Annotated in this window: 24 protein-coding genes; 13 read left to right on the top strand and 11 right to left on the bottom strand. The window is 41.5% G+C overall.

The window, feature by feature from the left end:
• Positions 1-7 precede the first annotated feature (7 nt).
• Together AQULUS_RS12275 and AQULUS_RS12270 are read right to left on the bottom strand one after the other, a co-directional pair.
• On the bottom strand, positions 8-1,060 hold the full coding sequence (locus AQULUS_RS12275; RefSeq protein ID WP_148340559.1) for a DMT family transporter: 1,053 nt from the start codon (positions 1,058-1,060) through the stop codon (positions 8-10).
• 32 nt (positions 1,061-1,092) lie between these two features.
• Positions 1,093-2,085, bottom strand: a complete 993-nt coding sequence (locus tag AQULUS_RS12270; protein WP_148340558.1) for an aminoglycoside phosphotransferase family protein — start codon at positions 2,083-2,085, stop codon at positions 1,093-1,095.
• Between the two features lie 226 nt (positions 2,086-2,311).
• Here AQULUS_RS12270 and AQULUS_RS12265 point away from each other — a divergent pair, with 226 nt between their 5' ends.
• Complete coding sequence (locus tag AQULUS_RS12265) at positions 2,312-3,295, top strand: IS30 family transposase (protein ID WP_197737351.1); 984 nt, start codon at positions 2,312-2,314, stop codon at positions 3,293-3,295.
• A gap of 5 nt (positions 3,296-3,300) precedes the next feature.
• On the opposite strand, the gene AQULUS_RS12260 is transcribed toward AQULUS_RS12265, so the two are convergent.
• The 4 genes from AQULUS_RS12260 to AQULUS_RS12245 all read right to left on the bottom strand — a co-directional run bounded on the left by AQULUS_RS12260 (position 3,301) and on the right by AQULUS_RS12245 (position 5,675).
• Positions 3,301-3,696: a hypothetical protein gene (locus AQULUS_RS12260; RefSeq protein ID WP_148340556.1), complete on the bottom strand. Its 396-nt coding sequence runs from the start codon at positions 3,694-3,696 to the stop codon at positions 3,301-3,303.
• A gap of 265 nt (positions 3,697-3,961) precedes the next feature.
• A complete protein-coding gene (locus AQULUS_RS12255; protein ID WP_148340555.1) occupies positions 3,962-4,858 on the bottom strand; it encodes a haloalkane dehalogenase in 897 nt (298 codons plus the stop codon).
• 21 nt (positions 4,859-4,879) lie between these two features.
• On the bottom strand, positions 4,880-5,260 hold the full coding sequence (locus AQULUS_RS12250) for a DUF1398 family protein (protein WP_148340554.1): 381 nt from the start codon (positions 5,258-5,260) through the stop codon (positions 4,880-4,882).
• Between the two features lie 13 nt (positions 5,261-5,273).
• Positions 5,274-5,675 (bottom strand): MarR family winged helix-turn-helix transcriptional regulator, encoded by a 402-nt coding sequence (locus AQULUS_RS12245; RefSeq protein ID WP_172622880.1) that lies wholly within the window; start codon positions 5,673-5,675, stop codon positions 5,274-5,276.
• Positions 5,676-6,214: 539 nt separating this feature from the next.
• On the opposite strand from AQULUS_RS12245, the gene AQULUS_RS12240 reads away from it, so the two are divergent.
• From AQULUS_RS12240 to AQULUS_RS12215, 6 genes are all read left to right on the top strand, one after another.
• Positions 6,215-7,225 carry a polysaccharide pyruvyl transferase family protein gene (locus AQULUS_RS12240; RefSeq protein WP_148340552.1) on the top strand — a complete coding sequence of 337 codons (1,011 nt, stop codon included), beginning with the start codon at positions 6,215-6,217 and terminating at the stop codon, positions 7,223-7,225.
• 305 nt (positions 7,226-7,530) lie between these two features.
• A complete protein-coding gene (locus tag AQULUS_RS12235) occupies positions 7,531-8,478 on the top strand; it encodes a glycosyltransferase (RefSeq protein ID WP_172622879.1) in 948 nt (315 codons plus the stop codon).
• Between the two features lie 18 nt (positions 8,479-8,496).
• Positions 8,497-9,861: an MATE family efflux transporter gene (locus AQULUS_RS12230; RefSeq protein WP_148340550.1), complete on the top strand. Its 1,365-nt coding sequence runs from the start codon at positions 8,497-8,499 to the stop codon at positions 9,859-9,861.
• 187 nt (positions 9,862-10,048) lie between these two features.
• Positions 10,049-10,990 carry an isocyanide synthase family protein gene (locus tag AQULUS_RS12225; protein WP_148340549.1) on the top strand — a complete coding sequence of 314 codons (942 nt, stop codon included), beginning with the start codon at positions 10,049-10,051 and terminating at the stop codon, positions 10,988-10,990.
• 9 nt (positions 10,991-10,999) lie between these two features.
• Positions 11,000-11,782, top strand: coding sequence for a TauD/TfdA dioxygenase family protein (locus AQULUS_RS12220; protein ID WP_148340548.1), 783 nt, complete (start codon positions 11,000-11,002; stop codon positions 11,780-11,782).
• A 7-nt stretch (positions 11,783-11,789) separates the two neighbouring features.
• Positions 11,790-13,007, top strand: a complete 1,218-nt coding sequence (locus AQULUS_RS12215; protein ID WP_148340547.1) for a cytochrome P450 — start codon at positions 11,790-11,792, stop codon at positions 13,005-13,007.
• Positions 13,008-13,100: 93 nt separating this feature from the next.
• Here the strand turns inward: AQULUS_RS12215 and AQULUS_RS12210 are convergent, their stop codons facing one another.
• The gene (locus tag AQULUS_RS12210) at positions 13,101-13,706 is read right to left on the bottom strand and encodes a class I SAM-dependent methyltransferase (RefSeq protein WP_148340546.1); all 606 of its coding nucleotides are present in this window, start codon (positions 13,704-13,706) and stop codon (positions 13,101-13,103) included.
• 230 nt (positions 13,707-13,936) lie between these two features.
• Between AQULUS_RS12210 and AQULUS_RS12205 the strand changes: the two genes are divergently transcribed.
• Positions 13,937-14,404: a glycine-rich domain-containing protein gene (locus tag AQULUS_RS12205; RefSeq protein ID WP_232051924.1), complete on the top strand. Its 468-nt coding sequence runs from the start codon at positions 13,937-13,939 to the stop codon at positions 14,402-14,404.
• A 41-nt stretch (positions 14,405-14,445) separates the two neighbouring features.
• On the opposite strand, the gene AQULUS_RS12200 is transcribed toward AQULUS_RS12205, so the two are convergent.
• On the bottom strand, positions 14,446-14,811 hold the full coding sequence (locus tag AQULUS_RS12200) for a winged helix-turn-helix transcriptional regulator (protein WP_148340545.1): 366 nt from the start codon (positions 14,809-14,811) through the stop codon (positions 14,446-14,448).
• Between the two features lie 597 nt (positions 14,812-15,408).
• On the opposite strand from AQULUS_RS12200, the gene AQULUS_RS12195 reads away from it, so the two are divergent.
• From AQULUS_RS12195 to AQULUS_RS12180, 4 genes are all read left to right on the top strand, one after another.
• A complete protein-coding gene (locus tag AQULUS_RS12195) occupies positions 15,409-16,524 on the top strand; it encodes an NAD/NADP-dependent octopine/nopaline dehydrogenase family protein (protein WP_148340544.1) in 1,116 nt (371 codons plus the stop codon).
• Positions 16,521-17,972, top strand: coding sequence for an MFS transporter (locus tag AQULUS_RS12190; RefSeq protein WP_172622878.1), 1,452 nt, complete (start codon positions 16,521-16,523; stop codon positions 17,970-17,972). Before AQULUS_RS12195 ends, AQULUS_RS12190 begins: the two co-directional genes overlap by 4 nt.
• Before the next feature lie 113 nt (positions 17,973-18,085).
• Positions 18,086-19,543: a hypothetical protein gene (locus tag AQULUS_RS12185; protein ID WP_148340542.1), complete on the top strand. Its 1,458-nt coding sequence runs from the start codon at positions 18,086-18,088 to the stop codon at positions 19,541-19,543.
• Between the two features lie 49 nt (positions 19,544-19,592).
• Positions 19,593-20,411 carry a class I SAM-dependent methyltransferase gene (locus AQULUS_RS12180; RefSeq protein ID WP_148340541.1) on the top strand — a complete coding sequence of 273 codons (819 nt, stop codon included), beginning with the start codon at positions 19,593-19,595 and terminating at the stop codon, positions 20,409-20,411.
• Between the two features lie 14 nt (positions 20,412-20,425).
• Here AQULUS_RS12180 and AQULUS_RS12175 read toward each other — a convergent pair whose 3' ends face one another.
• The 3 genes from AQULUS_RS12175 to AQULUS_RS12165 form a co-directional block, all read right to left on the bottom strand.
• Positions 20,426-21,268, bottom strand: a complete 843-nt coding sequence (locus tag AQULUS_RS12175) for a nucleoside phosphorylase (RefSeq protein ID WP_148340540.1) — start codon at positions 21,266-21,268, stop codon at positions 20,426-20,428.
• Positions 21,269-21,412: 144 nt separating this feature from the next.
• Positions 21,413-23,737 carry an ABC transporter permease gene (locus AQULUS_RS12170; RefSeq protein ID WP_148340539.1) on the bottom strand — a complete coding sequence of 775 codons (2,325 nt, stop codon included), beginning with the start codon at positions 23,735-23,737 and terminating at the stop codon, positions 21,413-21,415.
• Positions 23,731-24,420: an ABC transporter ATP-binding protein gene (locus AQULUS_RS12165; RefSeq protein WP_148340538.1), complete on the bottom strand. Its 690-nt coding sequence runs from the start codon at positions 24,418-24,420 to the stop codon at positions 23,731-23,733. The genes AQULUS_RS12170 and AQULUS_RS12165 overlap by 7 nt, the downstream gene beginning before the upstream one ends.
• On the opposite strand from AQULUS_RS12165, the gene AQULUS_RS12160 reads away from it, so the two are divergent.
• A complete protein-coding gene (locus AQULUS_RS12160; protein ID WP_148340537.1) occupies positions 24,419-25,039 on the top strand; it encodes an arylesterase in 621 nt (206 codons plus the stop codon). The two genes, AQULUS_RS12165 and AQULUS_RS12160, sit on opposite strands and share 2 nt — an antisense overlap.
• The last annotated feature ends 28 nt before the right edge of the window (positions 25,040-25,067 follow it).

Here is a 25,067-nt window from a genome sequence, read left to right as displayed (position 1 = left end):
GGCTTTGTTATTTATGTTTATGGCGGTGATGAATATCCGGGTAATGATGATGTGAATGGGTAACGGCCTCGTGCTGATGCGGATGAGTATGAGGTTTATCTTTGTCCCAAGAAAAGTCATGCGAGTGCTGGTGATGCGCATCGTGTGCGTGATAATGGCTGTGCAGCAGTCTTTCATGTGTATGAGTATGATCGTGATACTCAGTTAGATGAATCCAAACGCCGATTCCCATGAATGAAGCGGCGATCCAAAATACTATTGATGTGGGTTCATGAAAAAATACGATGACAATGGCTGCGCCAACGAACGGTGCGGTGGAAAAATACGCACCTGTTCTGGCTGTTCCTAAGTGACGCAATGCTAAAACAAATAAGACAAGACTGACTCCATATCCAAGAAATCCAATCAATAAGGCATAATTGATTGTTGACCATGCAGGAAACGTTAACCCAATGGCAAATGCCAAACTAATATTTATAATTCCTGATATTAACCCTTTACTTCCTGCGATAAATACTGAATCAGACGAAGAGATTTTTCGTGTTAAATTATTATCTATTGCCCAACATAAACAGGCTGTTGCAATTGAGATTGATCCGATCCAGCCTTCTACGCTAGCATGTTTAGTTAAAGACAATAGCATGCCGCCAGCAACAATAAGTAACATGCCAAATATGATTCGACGATCAGTGTGTTCTTTAAAGAAAATCCACGCAAATAGGGCGGTTAATACGGATTCAAGGTTTAAGAGAAGAGAAGCCGAGGCTGCGCCGGTTTGAGTGAGCCCTAGCATCAGCAAGATAGGTGCAATGATGCCGCCAAAGATAATCGCTCCTACTAACCATCCCCATTCATTTCTTAAAAGACCGGAGCGTAAATTTTTATCTCTTACCAGCTTGGTAATGCCAAGTCCTATGCCGCTTCCAAGATAAAGCAAGCCTGCCAATAAAATCGGTGAAATATCACCGGTTAGTTGTTTAGCAAACGGCGTACTAGCTCCAAATAAAAGTGCGGCAGTAAGCGCCGCAAATGTTCCTGTAGATGAGTGAAATCTAATCATAAATTATATGATAACTGATATCAAAGAAAATATTAATCAGGCGCAAAAGCAATTTCAACAACACCGTTTGGATCAAACATCGCCTTAAAATGCGTAAACATTTCAATCCTGGACCGATCATTTTGACCTTGTGAAAGCAACTCTTGCCCGTACAGTGCTATGTCTTCTACAATTCGTTCGTGCCTGTAATAGGATAAAATTGTCTTGTCGATGTTTGTCTTGCCATATCCTTTATAAAAATAACCGGTTTCCTGAGACATATTCCAGACATTCCCGACACCGCCGCCAATAAACATAAGATCACGTTCTTTTGGTGCCATCATCGGCTCGTCCCAATCAATGATATAAATAGAATCATCACTGGCAATTATTACATTGCCAGCATGTATATCTGAATGACACAGCACGTATTCATCCGGATCAGGCTGAATTTTTTTGGACAGTTCTTCTGCAGAATCAACTAATCGATGAATTATATTGATATTCTTTTTAAAGAATGATTTGAACTCTGATGTGATGCTGTCATCTGTTGCGTCAGGTTTAATTTTGCTGTAAAAAGACCTAACAATTTCACGCCATCTGGCCGAGTAAGTTTCTTTTCTTAATTGTTGTTGAATAGAAGCGGGAACGGGTGTTCCATGAATTTTTCTTAGTGTTTTTCCAAGTTGTTTCCACTGTTCTTCTGTTAAATTCTTGATGAAACCATTTGGCGCATGGATAAATGGATACACAATTATTTTAAAATTATTCAACTGAAGAAATAATTTTCTTTCAAGCGTGTGGATAGGGAAAATAATTTCCTTTATCCCTGAATCGTGCAAGAGGTGAATAATTGATAAATTAATTTCATCATAATGACCATGCTTTAACTTCACGAAGTAAGAACGGGATGTTGCATTGGCTTTATATGCAAATGCATTCATATCAGCACCGCCAGGGATGAATTGTGCTTCTTGGATATCAATTCCATAATGAATTTTCAAGAGTTCGATGATTTGTTGTTCTTGGATCGTTTTTTTAAGCATAAGAGTCATAAGTTGTTAGAAAATGAGCTAATTTTAAAGAAAATATTAAATTCAGGATACCATTTAAATAGCTGCTTGAAGAAGTGCTATAAAATCACAAATACATTATATGAACGATTCTCGCGTGAATTAGGGTCCGTGAATCCCACTTATAAGCGCATATTTTGACTATTAATTAGCCAACAAATAGTTACAATGCGCTTATTAAATTATGGAGTGGGAAAGGGTGGGATACAAGCAGCTCGATTATTTGAAACGTTGTCAAATTCTCGCATTTTGGAAGGCAGGGTATACACAGACTCAGATTGCAAAGGAAATCGGAGTTAACCAATCAACGATTAGCCGTGAATTAAAACGAAATATCACTTTTGTAAGAACCCAGCTTGGTTCATGGCAATATAAACCGAATTATGCCCAAAGTTATGCGAGAGAAAGGCATAGAGAAAAAAATAAGAAAATTAAATTAACAAAGGAAGCAGCCGATTTTATTCGACAAAAATTGCAGGAAAAGTGGAGTCCAGAACAGATTAGTGGATATGCCAAGAAGCATAATTTATTTTCGATAGGCAAAGAATGGATTTATCAATTTATCTTAAAAGATAAACAAAAAGGCGGTAAATTATTTCTAAATTTGCGCCATCAAAATAAAAAATATCGAAAACGCTATGGTAGTCCAAAACGTACCGGACCAATAAGAAATCGACGCTTCATTGACGAACGGCCAGCAATAATAAATGATAAGCACCACCTTGGCGACTGGGAAATTGATACCATTATTGGCAAGCAACAAATGCAAGCAGTTATTAGTATCGTTGAAAGATATTCAAAGAAAACAGTACTAAAGAAAGTTTGCAATAAAACGGCAAAGCTTGTTGCAGAAGCCACAATTGATTGCCTTAAATCATATACGGATTCTGTACTGAGTATAACTGCTGATAATGGTTCTGAATTTGCTCACCATACAAAAATCAGTGAAGAATTACGTGCGGAATTTTATTTTGCCCATCCTTACTCATCTTGGGAGCGAGGCTTGAATGAAAACACAAATGGATTAGTCCGCCAATATTTGAAAAAGGGAGCAAGTTTCACTGAAATTTCTGATGTAGATTTAGAATTAATAATGAATGAATTGAATAGCAGACCTAGGAAATGTTTAGGTTTTTTAACTCCCAATGAAGTATTTGAAAAAGGTTATATAAATGTCGGTTAATCAACTTATAATTTAAAAATTAGTGTTAAGTAATCTCCCCACACAATCATTAATAACCCTAAAATCAGAACAATAGTATTTATGAACATCGCTCTTAAATAAATAATGGGGAAATTTAATTTTTTGAAACGTTGATATAAATATATTCTTCTAAAAACTAATATCATGATAGCGATCGTAAGTACAAAAGGAAGAATATGACTCCGTTCTATCCATTTTTCACTTGCTAAAAAACCCATCGATAAAATAACAGCAATAATAAGAAGAATAGCAAATGTAGGGGAAGAGCTATCAGACAAAATTCCTTTGTAATCATTAGGCAACTTTTTACGAATGCTTGCCATTGCGTAAAAATAATAGATGGTCGCCGCAATCCCTAGAAATATAATTATCAATGCCATTTTACAAATCTCCTAGGAATACTATAATATATGACTAAATTTCAAACAAGATATGATAAAAGTGAACTCCAATTTCATGTGTTTCATATAAGTGATAGGAAATCATTGATAAATTAGAAAAAAATGATATATAAAACGGTATGCACTTATTTGTGGCATTCACGGTCGAATCCTGATCCTATACTTCCAGTAAGGAAATTTACTGGAAGTATAGGGGCTATGCACAATCTCATGTTAAACGATCGAGACAATGCATCTAATTCGTTCATATTAATTTCTTGTACCAGTTCAATAATTCTTTACTAATCGTATGTGGATAATCTTCTATGTACCAATAGGCACCTTTACCTAAATCATAAGTAGTTAAATTTTTCAAATTATCTTTACACCAATTTAATTTATCTTTTGATATAAATGCACCTTGATCCACATGAAATAATAAGATAGGTAAATGTGTTCTCCTCAACCATCTATTATATTCTTCAATAAGATTTACAACATTAACGGGCTCTCCAGCTATCGGCAATTCCTGGGGCGCGCGCCATATAGGCAAACGACTGCGTGGTGATTCAAAAGGTTCGCGATAAAATTTTCTTTCTACTTCTGTGAAGGAACGAAGATTGCCGCCATCTCCAATACGACTTACAAATACATCTTGATTGACGATTAAATCCCATCCTACATCTTTAGTGCGGAATTTTTTGAATGTTTCCACAACTTGTGGTCTGCCAGGATTGAACTCATCCCAGGTTGCAAATGGAGAAAATAGAGGTTCCATGAATGCCATAGCTTTGACATTATCTTCGTGAGATTTTGCGTAATTTAAAGCAAAAGTCGAACCCCAACTATGAGCAACGAATACAATATTTTTTAGATTAAGCTTTTCAATGAAGCCATTTACATACTGAATATGATCAGCAATACTGTATTCAATATCAGGTTGCTCTGAACGACCACAACCTACTAAATCTAAAGCAATGCAGCGAGCATTTTTTGACAAATGCGGAATGACATTGCGCCATAGATATGACCATGAAGGCATCCCATGCAAAAATAAAATGACGTCTCCTTGGCCTTCATCAATATAGTGTATTTTTGATCCGTTTACAGTCACAAATTTAGAATCAAACGGGTATTCAGAAGAAATATTAGAATCGTACATAAACCACCTTTTCTTATATCATTAAAAATGAAATTTTTCTGTATGAGATTCGCCTTTTCGGCCTACGTAGATGACTTGCTCACCATCAAGATAAACGGTATAGCTGACCGTACCTGCCGCGATAATATTTCTTAAAAACGCTGGATAATCTATTTCACCTTTTTGGGCGGCCCGAATAGCTTCAATCACTTTTGCTTGATTAAAATCGTTCGCTAATGCGGGTAGATTTTCTATTGGCATACGCTCAACGTAAGACTCGCCGTCCTGAGAATAATATGTTATTTCCAACTTCATCAGATCAACATAATACCGCTCAATACCAATTTTTGATAAATTGCGTATTCTTTCAGGAAAGGATACTTTTTTATTTAAACATTCTTTAAGAAGATTAATATCAATCATAATTTACCTCGTTTTATTTTAAAAACCACCCGCCAAGCGACTCAATGCCGGCATGTCGCAGTAATTTTTTTAAAATTGACTTCAATTGTTTTTTCTCAGTCTCAGAAAGACATGAAAAAAATTCTTTTTCATTTAATTCAGCCAACTGCGCTAATTTAGGTGTTAGTTCTTCTCCTTTTTTCGTAAGAACAACAACGCTAGATCGCCTATCTTTGCCTGGCTGGCGAATGACTAATCCACTTGATTCCAATTTATCTAAGACTCGAGAAACAGCGCCTTTATCGACTTCAATAAACTTAGCCAATTCAACGATATTAGAAGCATCATTATTATATAAACTAATCAAGATGCGCCATTCAGGAATGGCAATATCTTGCTTCGCTAATTTAGCCAGGAATGAAGAATGTACTTTCATTCTGAGCCTGTTTAGCCAGTATCCAATGTCGTCTTGCAAGCTATGTTTGTATTTAGTCATGACGTAATTATAGTTGCATAAACAACAGTTGTCAAGACAACTATAATGTCGGCAACATTCCCAAGCTAAGTCTTTGATCATATCAACGACCACATTCGGCATAAAATATCTTTCTCACTGGACATCAATTACTTCTTCTATCATTTCTTCACTACCATCGCGACCTCAATGGAAACGTAATTTGTGTTCATAGGATATGCGCGTGTCTCTGCTGCTGATCAATATTGAATATGCAAGAAGACGCGCTATAAAGCGCCGGCTGCGAGGAGGTTGTTTATGTCGATAGGATAAGCGGCGCCAAGGCTTCATGTCCAGGTTTGCATTCTGCCCTATCACATTTGCGTAAAGACAGCACCTTGGTTGTATGGCGATGCGAATCAAATCGTTATGCCAAATATTTTCATAAATTAAAACTATCATAACCATAGAAATTAGAGAATATGTCTATGCATATAAAGTGACTATAATCGGACAACTTCGTGCCAATCAGTCGAGCCATGCCTGGCGCCATCGAAAATGTATGTGTGGTTTGTTCGATTGTCATGGATTTGAAAGTAAGGGTACTGCAAATCATGATAAAAATGTACTGGTGGGAAGGTTATTACGGATTTAAAAGAACATTCACCAGGGCGTTAACTGGCATGCGGCCATACGTCAATAATTTTGGTGATCAATTATCCCCTTTCATTATTGCCATGTTGTCAGGCATGAAAATCAAGCATACTTTGAGGGAGGGAAAAATATTGGGGTTGGGATCCATTTTCTTTTGTTTGCGCCAGCGTGACACGGTTTGGGGCGCTGGTTTATTGAATTCTAATCATCTTCATTTTGCCATGGCTGCACAAGATGTGAATTATCGCGCTGTGCGAGGACCAAAGACGCGGTCACTTTTGGTGAATAACGGGATTGCATGCCCTGAAGTGTATGGTGACCCCGCTCTTTTACTACCTCTGCTGGTTAAAAATGACATCGATAAGCGCTGGCGGATTGGAATTGTTCCACATTTCAGCCATTATCGGACTTTTAAAACCATGTTAAACCATGATCTGCGCGTGAAAGTCATTGATGTTGAAAAACCATTTCATGATGTGATTCGCGAAATTCTGTCTTGCGAGGTCATATTCTCAAGTTCATTGCATGGTTTGATAGTCGCTGAAGCCTATGGAATCGATGCCCTGATGTTGACTGTTGGCAAGCCTCTGCATGGGGATTTATTCAAATTTGACGATTATTTCGCCTCAACTGGCCGCCCCACCTTTTATGCCGATTTTATTGAGGTATCCGATATAAAGTCATTGGTTGCAATGGCAATGAATAATCCAAAGCCAAATATCAATATTCATCCGCTTTTGGATGCATTTCCATTTGAGTGTGCGCGTGAACGAGTGAAGCATCCGTCAGACACAGCTTGGAGCCGCATCCATGGCACAGCGACAATATACAGATCGTCTATCAGGCCGCCCTGTCTTCTGATACCCGAGGAGGATTAAAAGTGATTTACGCTGTCCCAAAAAAAATTGCAATTATCAGCCCGCCATTTGTTGGGCATTATCGTATCCTTTTTAATCTGGCTGCGCGGCTCATAGCGTCAGATAATAATATACATATAACGTTTATCATAACGGGCTGGACGCATGTCAGTCTTTCAGACCTAGAAAGGAAAAAGTTTGACATCAGCCGAATGACCTTGATAGAAATGGATGGCGGGATTTTTCAGAGACCTGCGCCATTTTACTTTACTTTTCCAAGAGTCACAAACCTGATTGAGCGCGTCATCAAGGCATGCGAAGACCACATGTATATTATTTACGACACGTTTTCGCTGGAAGGATATATCGCGGGTCAAATCCTTGGTATCCCAGCAATTTGTTCTGTTACCGGCGTAATGGGTCCGTTTGACTCTCGCCTACCCTTGTTTTCGCAAGCGATAACCGATAATGGGCCAATCATCAATCAGTTGGAAGATACTTACAAGATATCGCTACTTGAGCGCATTCAGATGCTTGGAGATGGATATTTTATCGCATCCGATTATCAAACTATACAATGGTCATGGCCGAAATTGATAGAGATAGATGATTATTCATGCAATAGATCTCTTGTGAATAATCAATTCATGCGCCCACTCAATAATCGAACCTGCGCCGTCAGAAGCTTAGAGGAAAAAATAATTTATTTTTCGTTGGGCACAGTCGTCACCACCCATTTATGGAGTCATTCTCAATCGCTGCAGAGATTTGTCAGAAAAATACTGGAATCTATAGTTGAAAAATTTGACGGCCGGCATGGATACAGGGTCATTATTTCGGCCGGGCGCAAGGTATCGGATCTGTTCACGACCATACCTAGAAATTTTCTGGTGAGTGAAAGCTTGCCGCAACTGGATATCCTTAGTCAATCGAATCTTTTTATAACTCATGGCGGCGGAAATAGCGTGAATGAAGCCATTGATGCCGGCGTTCCAATGATTGTTATTCCCTTTTTTGGTGATCAGCACCAAAGTGCTGCAAATGTACAAAAGTTAGGTATTGGCCATTCATTTATGCATGAAGAACACCTGCTTGATAGAGTGATAGATGCCTCATCGGGTTTATATGAAAGACCGTGTTTAACAGATAAAAATTCATTATATAATGCGATTGATTTCTTGCTGCATGAAAATGACTGCGCTGGAGCGTTTATGGATCTCAAACGTGATGAGCATATCAATATAACCAATTTGAACAGGCTGTCTCTGGGATAGTATTCTTTCGTGGCATTCATGGACAAACAATTATTCGTGAGACCAGATTTCACTTCCATGTTGGTTAAATTGTCTTTGCCAATAGCAATAACACAGTTTTTGACCATGGGGTGCGGGTTTCTCGCGATGGCGATGACAGCAAAGCTGGGCCAGCCTATGCTGGCTGCGGGAGCGATCATTTACACTGTGAACATGGTCGTCCTGATTATACCCGCATCGCTGTTTTTTATGCTGAGTATAAGCATAGGAAAATATTATAGTCTGGGTCAGCATGTATGCATTGGTCGGCTGCTGCGACATGCGTGGATCCTGGCGATACTTATGGCTTTGCCTGTCATGTTTATCTTCTGGTATATTCTTCCTGTTCTTGCATGGTTTAATCAGCCGCTTCAGGTAGCCCTCATTGTACAGGAATTTTTTCATGCCAGCATCTGGCGTGTGCCCCTGTTTTTTATGAGTGTGTGTAATCAGCAATTATGTTATGGCATGCGTAGACAAAAAATCGATTTGTACGTTAATCTCATTGGCGCGGCTCTGTTTTTGGTGAATGCTTATTCACTGATATATGGTGAGTTCGGCTTTAAAGCATACGGTGTCGCTGGACTTGGTTTTGCATATGCAATCCAAACCTGGTTCTATTTTTTCTTTAGCGTCACGATATTTTATTTCAACTCTAAGTTTCATGCAATTAAGCTGTTTTCATTTAAGCAGCGGATTAACATGACATTGGTGCTAAGTCTGATAAAAATGGGGTGGCCCATCAGTTTGCAAATCGCGTGTGAGTTGATATCACTCTTTTTATGCGCGATATTTATGGGTTGGATTAATATCGCCTCACTTGCAGCTTATCAGATTATCTTGCAATACCAATTCCTGGTATTTGTTCCCATTTTCGCCATTTCTCAGGCGGCTGGAATTATGACAAGCCAGACTTTGCATGGGCCGCAGCCTGACGGCATCAGTACGATAGGTTTGGCAGCCGTGCGTCAGGCCGGTGTAATCAGTTTCGCAGCAGGAATAATGTTTGTCATTTTCCCAATTCAACTGTCAAGGGTTTTTCTGAATAACGCCGATTTGCAGAACCTAGAAATCATGCGCTTTGCCGCACTATTCTTTTTTCTGATGTCCATCTATCAGTTATTTGATGCGGTAAGAACTGTGCTCACCGGCCTTTTACGCGGACTGAGGGATGTCATTTATCCCATGATAATCAGCATCTCATTTTGCTTAATTGGCATATCATTGGGATATTTCTTCACTTTTTGCCTGAAATGGAATGCGGCGGGTTTGCTTCTGGGTTGGATATGCGGCGTCATTCTTGGAACGGTAATATTGTATCGACGCTGGTCTTATGCAAGCAAGAAATTATCGCTTTCCTTATAAATACCATTCATCCCTAAACATGCGCGTGGTCGGCAATGCGATTGAACTTTCTTATGGGTAGACGTATTGCGCGTGTCAAGAATTGTTAAATATAGATAATAATTATGGTAACTATATTATATAAATATTTTACATATCATATGAACTGCACTATGTTTATTTCGCAGCAAGATGAAAGGTGATAAAAATGCCGAGATTCAATGAAGATTCGCGTAAAATAGCAGAAAACATATTTGGCTTGTTGTTGCCATACTTGCGCCTTACGGATTCGACTGATTCATGTGGGCATGCTCATCACGCGCAGTGTTTCTATGGGCATGTCAATCTGATCCAAAAACGTATTATGGAAAGCCGTCAAATCTCTTTTGTGCTTCCTGCGTTTCCGGCAAAATCATCGAATTTCAATAAAACAGTCGGGCCTTATCCGGATATGGGAGAGCGTCTGTCACTGAAATTCTTGAATAATTTATGTAACGAGATGACGCGGTTTCATGCGCCGGGCGCAAAAATTATTATCTGTTCTGACGGCAGAGTGTTTAATGACCTGGTGTTAGTTAGTGATGCTAATGTTTCAATTTACACAAATGAAATTTCCAGGATTATATATAATGATAATTTATCTAACCTTACTACCTATAGTCTGGAAGATCATTACCAATCCACAGATTTTGTAAGCGTACGCGAACAATTGGTGGATGAATATGGAGAGATTGTTGATCTGATTAAAGGAAAAGTTAAGGCAAATCATCACGAAAAAAACATATTTAATGGCATACATCGATTTATCTTTGAAGATCAGTCGGCGGTCATGCAGTATTCATCTAAGAATGAATTACGCAAATCAGCTAAAGAAACAGCCTATAAGGTCATTCAGCGCAGCAATGCATGGAGCCGGTTTGTTGAAAAGCAATTCCCTGACTCGATCAGACTTTCTATCCATCCACAATCTTGCGGCTCAAAAAAGTTGGGTATCATGTTGCTGAAAAGCACCGATCATTGGGCTACTCCCTGGCACCGTGTTGCTATCTATAACGGGGCTGAATATGTTTTGATGAGAAGGATTGAAGCGGAAAACCTGGGTGCCAGGGCTGTTTATTCGAATAACCGATTTAGTCATTATGTCGCATAGGTCAATCACATGTCTTTAACGATCAGTCAATTAAAACCATTTGGTCTTGATATATTCTCAGGAGAAGGCAGCCCGCTCCAGCAAGTCTTGTCCGGCTCCGAATTATGTGAGTTGGTGAAGAAATATCACCTTGTTGTATTCAGGAAATCAAAACTGGAAAACATAAATACCATGATTGATTATGCTAAATCAATGGGAAATCTTCTGGAATGGGAATTTGGTACTGTCATGGAAATGCAGGAACACGTCAATCCAAAGAATTACTTGTTCACAAATGGACATGTTCCATTTCATTGGGACGGTGCGTTTCATAAGGTACCTCGGTATCTGCTTTTTTATTGTGTGCAGGCACCATTGCCCGGCTGCGGCGGTGAGACCATTTTTACTAACACACAGAACATCTATGCCTCGGCATCTAGAGAAGAGCGGCATGAATGGGAGTCGTTGGCATTGACTTACCATACTGAAAAACTCGCTCATTATGGAGGATGCATTTCAGTTCCGCTCGTCGATTATCACCCGGATGACGGTCAGAAAATATTGCGGTTCGCAGAACCTGTTCCTGATACCATGCTAAACCCTGTTCATGTTAGCGTCAATCAGCTTGACGCAGCTGAATCCAGCCGATTTATTGAAGAAATGTCGCGCCGCTGCCACCTTGATTCGAATTGTTACACACATCAATGGTGTGAGGATGACTTTCTTATCGCTGACAATTATACGCTCTTGCATGCGCGACGGCCGTATATCAAGGAAGCTCCGCGACACCTGCGAAGAATACAAGTGGTGTGAGGACAAAATGAGAAAGATGACTTTGCTTGATATAAAAATGCAACATACACCTGAACAATTCGGCCATTATTTGAGGCAAATGGGGGATGTGTTCTGGTGGGAAAAAGATAAGTTCTGGGTTGTGACGTCGCATGAGTATGCGAAATCCATACTGATCAGTAATGATTATACTTGCGACCGTTCTCCATTTTTTATCAGCCAGATGCCGAATATCGGCCCGGATGTCATCATGGATTTTTTTTCTGTTATCAGTAAAATGATGGTAATGAGTGATGCGCCTCAGCATACTGTCAGAAGACGTATTTGTTACGATGGGTTCACAAACCGCACCCTGCATGAATTGGAACCCTTGGTTCAGAAGACTATTGAGAAACAGATCAGGATATGCATTGAAAAAGGCCGTATGGATGTGGTGGAAGACCTTGCCAAGGTAGTGCCTTCAACAATACTGGCCGACTTTTTTCATATTCCTGAAGATGAGCGGAATTTGTTCTATGAATGGTCTAACAATATGACACAGTTTTTTGGCGGTTCTTCTCAATATCGGAATGAGGATGGCGTGAAAGTCAATGAAAGTGCAAAAAATCTGCGAAATTATTTTATTGATTTGATCATTCAACGCCGCAGAGAGCCAAAAAATGATTTTTTAAGCATATTGCTCGCCAATCAAAAGGCATTTCAACTTTCTGACGATGAAATTATTTCACAGGCTATCATGATGCTGGTGGCTGGCCAGGTTACGACAACCGATCAATTTTGTAATAATATCTATACGATAATGATTACACCTGGCGGACTGGAATCATTGCAATCTGACCATATTCAACTGGATTTAGCGATCAATGAGTTAAACAGATTGGATCCGGCTGTATCATTTATTTTCCGTGTCGCCAAAATTGATACCTTAATCGGGACGCAGCGCATCAAAGCAGGTGATGTCATCTTCATATCGACGCATGCGGCTAATCGGGACCATCGAGCTTTTGATAATCCTGATTTATGCCTGCTTTCAAGAAAGAATAACAAACATATCAGCTATGGTTTTGGTTCGCACTATTGTATTGGCGCTAAGCTTGCTCAACTTGAAATGATAAATTGTCTTCGTTGCATGATCAGAACTTTTACCAATCTGAGATTCGCGGACGATGATAAGCCGGTTCGAAAACATCATAGCCTGGCTTTTTCGGGATTTGAAAAGCTGCCGCTTGTGTTTGACATAAATTAATCAGATGTGGAAATTTATATGACGGCAGGATGATTATTTCAAATATCATCACAAATCTTTTTTTGAATTTGATTCATACACGGAGTTCATATTTTACGCTTTTTTTGCGACAATATGATATTTATGCCAGTGCTTTGGTTTGTCCAGGGCGCCCGCTTCATTGGGTTCTTCTTCTTCAAAATATTCGATTTCCAGTTTGCTAAACAAATTTAAAATGTCCGCATAAGACAGAAAAGTCATGTTATCTCGTTTATGCCAATCATCTCGGCTTCCAAAGAAGCTTCCAGCGAAGCGCCCGCCAGATGAAATGGAGTTAATGATTTTAGGCCAAAACAAATAAAATTCACTCTTATCTAAGAAGGGAAGACTGAAACTTGCATTCACAAAATGCACTTGCGGCAGAAAGCTTAATCCTTCAAATTTACATAGCTTGATCAACAGCTTTTCGGACAGACTCAGTGGCAGGCTGGATATTAATGCAAGCATTGAATCAGTGCTTGAATCCATTGCGGTCACGCGCCATCCGGACCGCAACAGATAAAGCGAATCCGAGCCGCTGCCACACCCCAGATCAATGGCCTGACTAGGAAGAAAACCTGATTCATTTTTAAATTGATCCAGTGCGATTAACAAGGCTTTTCTTGGTCTTGTGCGTTGACGGGTCATTTGATAGTAATTACTCCAGCGCGAGTCGCTCATATTCAGCTCCTGGTTACCTCAAGGTAACTAATTGACTAAGTTATTCAGGATTAATATATTCAACATGCAATAAAAATGCATCACACTGGAGGTCAAAATGAAATATCAGATCATAAACAGGATTGTGAAAAGAAAGCTGAAAATGAAACGAAAATGCTGGTGTGGACCAGGCACGTGCGTCGGTTAGATGGCGGCAAAATCAGCGCGTCTGTTAACCCGGATGCGCTGTCATGCTTATATATAAATGGTTACTTATCTCAACTCATGCCATGATTCCTGATATCAATGAATTGCTCTCATATACAAATGCCAAGATCTTGTCTCGCTATTCGAAAAATCATCCCGATTCAAAAATGAGCGGTCGCGAGGCTCTGTCAGAATTGATGAAATTCATTTGGCTATGCTGTATCCACAAGGTTGAATTGTCACTGCGGCCTTATGATGAGACGCTGCATTTCTCCTGTCTGATTTATGATGAAATGGCTGAAATTGATGATATGTGGCATATCTTTCTGTTATTCACAAGAGATTACCAGAAATTCTGCGCGGACTATCTGCATGGATATTTTTTTCACCATGATCCAATCGTTTCAGATGAGATACCGCTGAATTTCGAGATCAATCTGAGACGCTATTTGGAGTATATACATGACAAATTAGGAGAGGAAACATTAATCAAATGGTTTGAGAAAAAATAGAATTAAATAGTCTGTATGTTGGCGAAGTAATTGATTGGCTATTAATTTTTCTCGATGAATTTTCTTTCTGCCTTCATGATCTCCGGCATGTTTTCCAATGTCCACTCAGTCAATGTACGAAGTTGCAAACTTAATGATTTTCCAAGAGCAGTCAACTCATATTCAACTTTCATAGGAAGTATAGGATAGGATTGCCGTGACACAAATCCGTATCGTTGCAATTTCTGTAACGTTTGTGAAAGCACTTTTTGCGAAATTCCTTCAATTCTCCGCTTTAACTCGCCAAAACGGCAGGTTTTTGTTGAAAGAAGATTAATGATTAGAATGGTCCACTTATCACATACAACTTTGATAACAGCGCGTGACGGGCACATCTTAATGTAAGGATCGAATTGATTATCGCTCATGAGCATTACCTGAAAGAGTTGTCAATAACGGGTTTTTATTATATTCAGATACGTCGTAATGTAAACCTGTCGTGTCGCGGATGCTCATTGAGCAGTGTCAGTCAATGTGTATATAGAAGGAGGTCATTTATTGCTTGAAATTTATTGCTTGAATAAAATACGTGACAATCAATATAAACTATAACGCCATCTAGCGCGTTGGCGTCATTATACGCACAATAAAAAACTTGCATTAATTACGTCTTATTATTAAGATACGCACAATTCGTATTAATATTCTTTAATATAACCTTCTCATTTTTTGATCAGCTATGGTTTAATCTGGCAGTAATCATCAAACCATACAGTTATAGAGAGATGCCAATGCATAATTACACTAATAATATGAAGCCTGCATCAGCTTGATCTCGTGTCAGCTCACTGGGTTTAAAGGCAGATGAATCTTTACTCTGATATACACAAATCATGAAGTGTTGACTTGAAAGATAAGCTCGATTGTCGTGTCAGAGCAAACCATGATAATGCTGCGAAATTCCTTGTGATAACAGATTTGTTAAGCCAGTCATGCTGTCAACTATAATTTGATGGAGTTCAATCATGCATATAAAGTCAAAAGTATCCATACTGGGTTGTGGACACGGAGGGATGGCTCTTGCGGCAGACTTGAAAATTAAAGGTGCGCAGGTTGCAATCTGGTCTGATCCAAAGCATATTCAAAAATTCAACAAAATACTAGACAAGAATGGCGAAGTGGTCTTGCATGATGGCAATAAAACCACTACTGCCAGACTGGATCTGGTATCGCATGATTTTTCCGAAGTTATGCGTTTCGGTGATGTTATTTACAACTGCACTCCCATGAATGCTCATACTCCATTATTTAAAAAATTGACGGGCTGCATGAGCCTGATCAAATCCAGAAAATTATTTATCAATCTCTCGGGCGTATTTAGTGGTCTTGATCAGCTTTTAAATGTAGGACATCGTGAAATATTTAATCGATTCCGAGTCTTTGACACGTCTACCTTTCCATATGCGTGCCGGGCCGGAGAATCAAACGATGTCACTATTCTGGGAAGAAAATCAGAATTGACCATAGCGCCATTGTTTCCTGCAGACAGTCAGTATATCAATCCGCTTCCTGATAGCGTCAAGCCGGCCAGATTCAATATCATGGAAAACTCGATCAAGCTGGGCCTGACAGGAACAAACGCTGTTTTTCATCCTGCTACCGTATTGTTCAATGCACGTTTGATTGATAATGGATCAAGTTTTCTTTTTTACCGTGAGGGCATTTCCAAACGGACATCACTGCTTCATGAGGCGCTGGACAGCGAGAGGCTGCGCCTTGCTGAAACCATGGGTTACTCATTGAATCCCTGCGTGGAAGATGACAATAAATATTATGGCACGAATTTCATTAACAGCTACGATTTCAGTGTAAACTCGACTGTTCATAAGAAAATTACTGCCCCCACCACTCTCAATCACCGTTTTGTGAATGAAGATATTGCTTATGGCTTGGTCCCTCTGTTAGCTCTAGGCAGGCTGCATAAAATGTCCTTGCCAAATATAGAAAGTGTAATAAACATATTTTCAACCATCATGGGCGTTAATTATTATCAAAGCGGCCGGAATTTATCAGGAATCACCAGAGAATTTATTCGGCATCTGACATGGCATGCGACTATCCTGGACAGGATAACAGCATGAAGAACACATTGATATGGATTACTTCCATTATCTTGTTTATTGAATTACTAGATACTACGATACTCTATTCCAGTATTGTGCCAATAGCCCGCGATTTTGACATCAGCTCATCCAGTATGTCATTGCCGGTACTGAGTTATATCATTGGCACTTGCCTATTTGTGCCCGTTGTTTCATGGCTTTCCAATCGATGCAACCGAATAAATGTCATCATTTATACGCTTGTATTCTTTTCATTTTTTTCATTGCTTTGTGGTATTGCCCCCGGATTGTATTCATTTTCCCTATTCAGGTTTTTTCAAGGGATAATGATTTCGGTGTGCGGTGCCATGGCAATTACGACCATATTATCCATTTGTGAAAAAGACGATATTGTCAGCACAATGGGAATAATCAACGTCCCGGCTTTGCTTGGCACAGCCATTGGGCCGTTTGTGGGAGCTGTTTTTTCATTTTATGCCTCGTGGCGGATGGCTTTTCTTGTAAACGTTCCAATTTGTCTGCTCATGTCCGCCATATTATTCATGAATAAATCAGGGAATACTCATTATTCAAAACAAGAAATCAGTAAAACCCCGTTTGATTTGGCAGGGTTTGTGCTCATGTCTTTATTTCTTGTGGTCATTTCCGCTGGATTTGAAATGCTTTCTCACTCCATGAGCCGGGTTTATTTCATTCTGGTGCTGGCCGGGTTGGCGTTTGGCGTCGGGTATGTCCTGCTCTGGACTTTTAGGCAAACGATACCCGAACCTCGTCGCACAATATCGATTCTGAATTTGAGGGTTTTCACGAACCGAAATTTTTCTTTTGGATCTATAATCAATGTGATAGCAAGGACGGCGATGTGCGGCATTCCTGTTTTACTCAGCATCATTTTGCAGCAGGCGTATGGTTATTCAGTCATTCAGGCCGGCTTGTATCTTGCTATCGTGGCATTGGCAGGCATGATAGCCAAATGTCTCTCTCCCCTTCTCAATCAATTCGGCGTCAGAAAATCAGTTCTCATTTCTGCTGTCATGACTTCCGCCTCCATGTTGTTGATTTCCCCGCTGGATTACCTGATTAATAATGGTGTTTTATGGCTGGTGTGCGCCCTGCTGGGATTTTCGATGTCAATTTTGTATACCTCCATGAATTCTGTCTTGTACCTGACGCTTGATGATGATCAAATGGCAAATGCCAGCAATATCGGATCAATTATTCAGCAATTTTCTATCGGTTTGGGAATTGTTTCCGCGGTTGGAGGGTTTGAGTGGTTGGTGTCGCCGCAAGGTATTACGATGAGCGCCGCAAGCAAGACTGACATTCTTCATGCTTACACTGTCATCTGTGAGTTGCTTGCGTTGATGATGTTATTGAATTTAATCGTGGGGTTGTTATTTTATCTGTACAATAATACTTTTGATAACTCACCTGAGTATCATGTTGATCAGAACTTCGCGGATTAGTTGTCTATATTGCCGCTTTAAATGTCGATGGATCAATATCGCTTCAAAAATCTGGTTGGATGCGGTAAGCTCACATCCACATTATTTAATTAAGCGCGGTTGCAGGTGATAACATGCGTAACTTCCTCTTGTTCATCTTTTGCTTGTCCATTATCGTCTGTCCTGTAGTCTATGCGGCACAACCACAGGAAATGGACATTCAGTCGCTAAGAAAATCCATTATATTAGGAGATGTGCGCTTTGATGTGACCACAAAAAATGCGGCGGCGAAAGAGCACTTTTTACTCGGAGCGGCTTTTTTGCACGCATTCATGTACGATCTTGCCATTCGGCAATTCCAGGCCGCTGAGAAGCTCGATCCAGGGTTTGCCATGAGTTATTGGGGTGAAGCAATGGCTAACAAGCATCCTATCTGGAATTTTGAAAACCTGGCTGCCGGACAAGCGGTCCTCTCCAGGTATGAACAGCACAAGGATCAGCGGAGTTTAACAGAAAAAGAAAAATATTATTTGGACTCCGTCAAGAAGCTATTCTCTGATCAGTCGTTGCTGGACAGAGATCGCGCGTATTATTCAGCGATGAAAGTATTTTATGAGCATTATCCAAAGGATCCTAATGTTGGTGCATTTTATGCGCTTTCTCAATTGGGTCTTGCTTCTGATTTTCCAGATGATCCATCCAGCCCTGGTTATTTGAGAACCGGGAGAAAGCTTATCGATTACTTGTTCACTCAGTTTTCAGACCATCCGGGAGTAGTGCATTATTATCTGCACTATCACGACACCTCCGATCGCAAGCTTGCTGGACAAGCATTGCCGGCGGCAAGGATTGCGCTCACGGTAATGCGCTCTTCATCACATGTTACACATATGGCTGCCCACATATACCGGCGTCTTGAGTTATGGGATGATTATATCTTGGCAAACCAGATTTCTGTCACAGCAGCTGATACATTATGTAAAATGCTCAATGATTATCCTCTCTATGCGTGCAACGCTGAGAATAAATACCATTCACTGGAATGGCTGCAGGACGGGTATTTGAAAAAAGGCAAATTCAAGCAGGCTCAAAAACTGGTAGACCGAATAAGAGATGCCGCAGCGAGAGATAAATCAGTGCTCTATAAGCAGTGGTATTATCGTATGTGGGCGCGCCAGGTTTTGGTGTCACAAAACTGGAATATCCCTGCATTAAGGATACAACCCATTACCAAGCGGGACGAGCAGATTTACTGGTCAGCTTATTCTGAATGCGGCGCTCTGCTTGCATCCAGTTTTCTGGCGATTCACAAAAATCAACCTGTAGAATCGCAGTTAAAACGTCTGAATAAGCTCATCAAATATGCAAATGGCATCCCTGATCCCTATATCAGGCAGGCTTGCCAGATTGCCAGGCTGGAAGTAAAGGCCGAATTTTCCCGTTGCCATAACGACAAAGAAAATGCAGCGTATTTCACCAATAAAGCGCTTGCACTACAGAAGAAACAGATTTCTACCGAATTGACACCCTCATTGTCATTTCTGTCTGCAAACGAGTATTATCAGAATTACGTTCTGGCGCATAAGAAATGATATTGGTGAATAAACAAGGTGTTTCCCTAGGGTAAAGCAGAGACCGCCTATGCCTGGCAAGATCAAGGTTAACCTGAAAGGCGTTCCGCAGACATTGTTACTGCCGCTACTCGGCAGGGCTTTATTCAGCCAGGAACCTTATTCTCCCATACATGACGAGCGCGCCGTTCAACTAGTCAATCGGCTTGATTATGATTTTACGCAACTGAATGAGCAAATTGGCCAATCTACGCTGTTCTGGATGGCCAGGGCGTATCAGTTTGATGAAGCTATCAAGCAATACCTTCAGCGTCATCCCCGTGCAGTCATTGTTAACCTGGGAGCAGGTCTCGAAACCGCGTTTTACAGAGTGGATAATGGCACGCTGACGTGGATAGATCTTGACCTGCCAGAAGTAATGGAATTGAGAAGGACTTTGCTGCCGCCGCCTGATCGTGAGTATTATCTTGAAAAATCTATTCTGGATTTTTCATGGATGAATGAGGTCAGACAGTATGGCGATAATATCTTTTTCTTTGCGGGTGGATTTTTCATGTATTTTACCGAAACACAAGTCCGTTCCGTCTTGACCGCCATGGCAGCAATGTTTTCAAAATCTGAATTGGTATTTGATACCATCTCTATTCGCGGACTTAAATATGCCAACCAAATGCTGGAAAAGGCAAATATGACAAATGCGTTATTACAATGGGGCCTGGATAACGCCAATGATCTGGAAAAATGGTCTGACCAGATACAAGTGTTATATCAAATCCCCTATTTCAAAAAACTCAAGACCAGGCTTTCATTTCCAGTGTTTTTGCGCATGAAAATGTGGGTTTATGATCTATTCAACAGCGGCGGGATTGTTCATATCAGATTCAAATAAATGCCGCAACGATATCATGCATGGATTTCACTGGCTGAAAGTGTCTTGATGCTTTCCAGGGCAAGCCCAATCATTGCCGTTTCAATTTTTGCTTCTTGCGCGGGCGTGGCGAAGTCATGCGGCGGCATGCTGATGATGCCAAGTATCGCACCGCACAAAACACGATATTGCGGCCCTTTTCCGCGCTGTAAAAGCTGATAATTATAAATCTGGGATTGAACAAACAATGCCGCTGTTTCCATTTCAGTGGCGAGCACGCCGCAATGTGTTAATAAGTCTATATAGGATTTATTAATTGCTCCTTCCGGGCCGGCGCCAAATTCACGCGCATATAATGAGCTTTTGCAATGCACCATTCCGGTATGGATTTGATGAATGATTCCCAGCTTTTTTGCCGCTTCCATGATGGCTAGTGTGAATTCAAACGAAGAAATAGCCGGAATGGAGATGGGTTCATAATCGGTTGTGGTTTTTTCATCACGAACGGATGCCTGCGCATTCACGATGCCACCGATTTTGACAATGCCCGGTTGCAATGAACCCGCTGTCCCGACGCGCAAAAACCGTTTGCCGCCCAAATGATATAATTCATGAAGAATGATTTCCATGCTGGGACAACCCATCCCGGTCGAGATGACCGCAACATCGATTACGGTTTTGCCATTAGCTATGGTTCCGATGTATAGATGATGGCCCCGCGGATGCGGCTTGATCACCAGATTATCAAAATGACCTGCGATAGCTTTTGCGCGGCCGTCTGACCCGGGGAGAAGTATATAGCGACCTATTTTGCCATTCCCCTTCAGATCGTGTGAATCCGCGTTGATATGATGAGGTTTGAACGGTTGTTTGCTCATGGTTGGCCTGTCATTCACCCTGCCTAGTATGAAGTATAGTGCATGTCACGATGAACGGCGGTGCGGCGCATGCCGCACACTGATAAATATTATTCATTATTACAATAAGTTAAGATTGATTTTTTCATAACGTGCCACGACCAGTTAGAGATTAAAAATCGTCGCTTCCAGCAGATAGACAAGCAACAGAGAGAAACTGATGGTTGTGATAATAAGAATCAAAGCCAGGCTTGAAAACTCAACCATGAGACATTTCATAATATATTTTCTGTCAGCGCCTAGAATGCGGAACAAGGAGTAAGTTTGTTTCCTCTCATCCATGCTGGATTGCAAACTGGTTATAAAGATTAATATACCGAGCGCCAAGGCGAAGAAAAAAAGATATTGCAAGGCAGCGATAATCTTGCCTACCAGATCCTGGATCTGGCTCAGCAGGCTGGCCATGTCAATAATGGTAATATTTGGAAATAATCTGGCGAGGTCGTTTAAGAAGATGGTCTGGTCTTTTTTCAGGTGAAAGCTTGTGATATATGTCGCTGGAAATTTATCCAGCAATCCCGGCGGGAAGATCATGAAAAAGTTGGGATGTATTGAGGACCAGACCAGGCTGCGGAAATTGACAATAGAAGCTTTAAACTGTTGTTCTCCGATCTGAAAGGTCAATTCATCGTTAATACGCAGCTGCAGGTTTTCAGCCAGGTTTTTTTCCACAGATACCATCGCCTTGGCATAATCCTTTAGTGTCCAGGAATGACCTTTGACAATTTTATTGTCTGACGGGTATTGCCACATCCAGCTAAGATTCAAGTCACGATGCAGCGCATTATTATTCACCGCATCGGCAGGTACGGCTTTCATGATGGGTTTACCGTTCAACGCTATCAACCTCCCTCTGACCATGGGATAAATCCCTTCCACAGGAACTTGATGATCCTTAAAAAACTGCCCGAGCGGAACAATATCCGTGCGTGCGATGTTAAATGCAAAATAATTGGGTGCTGAAGCGGGTAAGGTCGATTGCCAGTTTCTGACAATATCCGTTTTAATCAGGCTGGAGGTCAACAGTGCGGTTAATATCAGGTTAAATCCAATGAATTGCAGAATGAAACTGCTGCGATGATGAAGTAATTGATTGAGACCGCTGCGCAGTGTCCCATCCAGATAGGGAAGTACCGCGGCGATCAGACGCAGAATAAGCTGACCGATCGCGTACATGAAAATGAGAGAAAGAAAGAACCCGAGAAAATAATAAATAGCCAGCATGGAAAATTCCATGGACCAGACAATATAAATGAGAGCCATAAGGAAAAAAATGGAAAAAACCAGATAATATTGTATGGTATGATTGGTTATTTCATTGCGCCAGATGAATAATGGCGATGTCTTGGGCAGCTGGCTGATAACAGGAAATGAAAATGCGAACAGGATTAATGTGCTGATCCCGAACCCCATGATGACCGGCGCCCAGCCTGCTGGCGGCAATGGAAATTTGATAAAATCCCGGAACAGGCTCACAAACATTTCCTGGGCTAAATAACCTGCTGCGACACCCGCTGCGCCCGTTACAATAGCGATCATGAATAATTGCAATGCCAATATGGCCGTGATTTCCTTTTCCCGTCCGCCAAAGCAGCGCCATAAGGCGATGTGTGCATAGTGGCGGCGCAGATATTGCTGGATACTGAGTGAAATGGCGACTCCGCTCATAAGAAGACAGACCAGCAGAATGAGTTGCAGATAATTTTTCGTGCGTTCCAGGATATCAGAAAGCGGAAACCTCTGGTTATGCACGTCAAGCAACACCTGCCCCGGATTCAGCCGCGGGGTGACCCACTCGCGAAATTGCCGTAATTGTGACGGGTCGCCTGTCATTAATAACCGGTAATCCACCCGGCTTCCCGTTACGACGGTACGGGTTGAGGGGACATCATCCAGCCGCATCATGACGCGAGGCGCAATTGTCCAGCCTGTCGTCAGGGCATCAATGTCTCCGGTGAGGATTTTTTGTATTGTGAATTCAGCCGCCCCCAGCGTGATTTTCTCATTCGGTTGAACCGATAGCAGCGGCAGCAAACGCCCTTCAGCCCATACACTGCCGTGTTTTAATGCCAGCGGCTGGCTGTCCAGTATGGGATAGCGGTCTGAAACAGCTTGCAGATTGACCAATTGCAGGCGGTTATTCACGCTGACGACTGAAGGGTAAGACCATACTTGCGCTGTACGCAGCTTTAATGACTGTGCTTTCTGCTCCCAGGATTCGGAGATGGGCGCCGAACTGCTGATCACAAGATCGCCGCCAAGAAATTTTGCGCTTTCCCTGTCGATTCCTCTCAAAATCCTGTCCGTATAAAAGTGCATGGATGTGGTGGCGGCAACGGCAAGAAGCAAGGCAAAGCAGACTATGTACCATTCACCGGCCCGCCATTCGCGCCATAATTGTCTGCTTGAAAAAATCAATAGCTTTAACATGGCTGCAGCACGCCTTCATGAAGAAACAAGCGCCTGTCGCAACGGTCGGCAAGAATCGTGTCATGTGTCACCAGCAGCAGCGTTGTGCCTTGCTCCCGGTTGAGTTCAAAAACAATGTCAGTAATCAACTGGCCGGTATGAGTGTCAAGATTGCCGGTCATTTCATCCGCGAAGAGGATTTGGGGATGATTCACAAAAGCCCTCGCGATGGCCACGCGTTGTTGCTCGCCTCCGGACAGTTGGGCTGGATAATGATACAGGCGATTACCAAGCCCGACCCGGTTCAGCCATTCCACTGCCCTGGATTTACATTCTTGATGTGCAACATACTGAATTTCCAATGGCAGCATGACATTTTCCACTGCATTCAGGGAGGGTAAAAGCTGGAAGGATTGAAAAATAAAGCCCACGGATTCTCTGCGGATTTGCGCGCGTTTATCTTCATCCAACAGGTTCAGATGCTGCTCCTGGAAATAGATTTCCCCCGAGGATGGCAAATCCAGTCCGGCCAGCAAAGTCAGCAAGGTGGTTTTTCCCGAACCGGAAGCGCCTAATATGGCAACACTTTCACCTGTAATGACATTTAAATTTACGTCATTCAGAATATGAATCACACTATCGCCGCTAGGCACCTGTTTGTTAAGATGTATGACTCTCAGAAAAGCAGAGGTTTCCTGTCGCATGAAAAAAATCCTTGTCATCTTACTGCTGTCTATTTTTACTTTACCGGTGCTGGCGGAAAATACAATACTCATTCTGGGTGACAGCCTGAGTTCAGGCTATGGCATAGAACCCGGAAAAAACTGGGTTGCCCTGCTGAAACAACGTCTGACTGACAGGCATTATCCCTATCAGGTAATCAATGCCAGTATTTCTGGCGATACCACTAGCGATGGCTTGTCCCGTCTTCCCGGCCTGCTCAAACAATACCATCCCGCCGTGACAATCATAGAAATGGGCGGCAATGACGGCTTGCGTGGCCTGCAAATAACAGTCATAAAAAGCAACTTGCTAAAACTGATACAATTGGCCGTACAAGCCAAAAGCCAGGTTTTGCTGCTGGGCGTACGTATGCCGCCCAATTACGGTCACGTTTATACCCAGGGATTCAATGATATTTTCAGCGGCCTGGCCAAAGACAATTCGATTCATGTCATACCGGAATTTCTGAAAGGCGTGGATGAAGATCCGAATCTCATGCAGCCTGACGGGATACATCCCAATGCCCTAGCCCAAGCAATCTTGCTCGATAACGTGTGGCCTGTTCTAGTCAAATTGCTGGGCCCGCCAACCCGGAACTGACCAAAGCTTAAAATTTATCCTTATGAAA

Origin of the sequence: Aquicella siphonis, from assembly GCF_902459485.1 — a bacterium.
Taxonomy (GTDB): domain Bacteria; phylum Pseudomonadota; class Gammaproteobacteria; order DSM-16500; family DSM-16500; genus Aquicella; species Aquicella siphonis.
This window is presented reverse-complemented; position numbering and strand designations above follow the sequence as displayed.